The organism is Streptomyces sp. NPDC039609, assembly GCF_055596705.1.
This window is the reverse complement of record NZ_JBVIUJ010000043.1, coordinates 1-1,014: the sequence shown is the minus strand read 5'-3', so window position 1 is coordinate 1,014 and position 1,014 is coordinate 1. Positions and strand designations below refer to the sequence as shown.

The following is a 1,014-nucleotide window of genomic DNA, read 5'->3' as shown; positions in this document are numbered from 1 at the left end:
TCTGGACGGCGGCCCGGACACCGAGGAGCTGCGCGGACACGCGTCCGGGCTGCTGCCCGAGTACATGGTCCCCTCCGCCTTCGTGGTCCTCGACGCGCTCCCGCTGACCACCAACGGCAAGGTGGACCGGCGGGCCCTCCCGGCCCCCGCACGGCCGGTGTCCGGCACTGGACGGGAACCGCGGAACGCGTGCGAGGAGGTCCTCTGCGACCTGTTCGCCGACGTGCTGGGCGTGCCCGTGGTCAGCATCGACGACAACTTCTTCGAAAGCGGCGGCCACTCCCTCCTCGCCACCCGCCTCGTCAGCCGCATCCGTTCGGTCCTCGGGGCCGAACTGGTGGAGCGCACGGTCTTCGAGGCCCCGACCGTCGCCGCCCTCGCCGAGCAGGTCGCGGCGGCCGGTCCGGCCCGCTCCGCGCTGACCGCGACGGCACGCCCCGAGCGGATCCCGCTCTCCCCCGCGCAGAACCGGCTCTGGTTCCTGAACAGGCTGGAGGACACGACGGCCACGTACGTCCTCCCCCTCGCGGTCCGGCTGTCGGGTGACCTGGACCAGGAGGCCCTGGAGAAAGCGCTCAACGACGTGGTCGCGCGGCACGAGAGCCTGCGGACGGTGTTTCCCGAGGTGGACGGCGAACCCCGGCAGCGCATCCTGGAGCCCTGGCAGGTCCGCCTCGGACTTCCCGTCGTGCAGGTCCCGGAGGGCGAGCTGGAAGAGGCCCTCCGGGCCGCCTCCCACACCACCTTCGACGTCACCGTCGATCCGCCGGTCCGCGCCCGGCTGTTCGCCACCCGGCCCGACCACCACGTCCTGCTCCTGCTGCACCACCACATCGGGAACGACGGCTGGTCACTGGCCCCGCTGGCCCGGGACATCAGCGTGGCCTACGCGGCCCGGTGCGAGGGGGCCGCCCCGGCGTGGTCGCCGCTTCCGGTGCAGTACGCCGACTACACCCTGTGGCAGCGCGAACTCCTCGGCTCCGAGGACGACCCGAACTCCCTCGCCGCCCGCCA

General features: G+C 73.2%; 1 protein-coding gene. It reads left to right on the top strand.

The window, feature by feature from the left end; all coding sequences use genetic code 11:
• A partial coding sequence (locus ACZ561_RS40105; protein ID WP_471005099.1) for a condensation domain-containing protein occupies window positions 1-1,014 on the top strand: 1,014 nt, incomplete at both ends.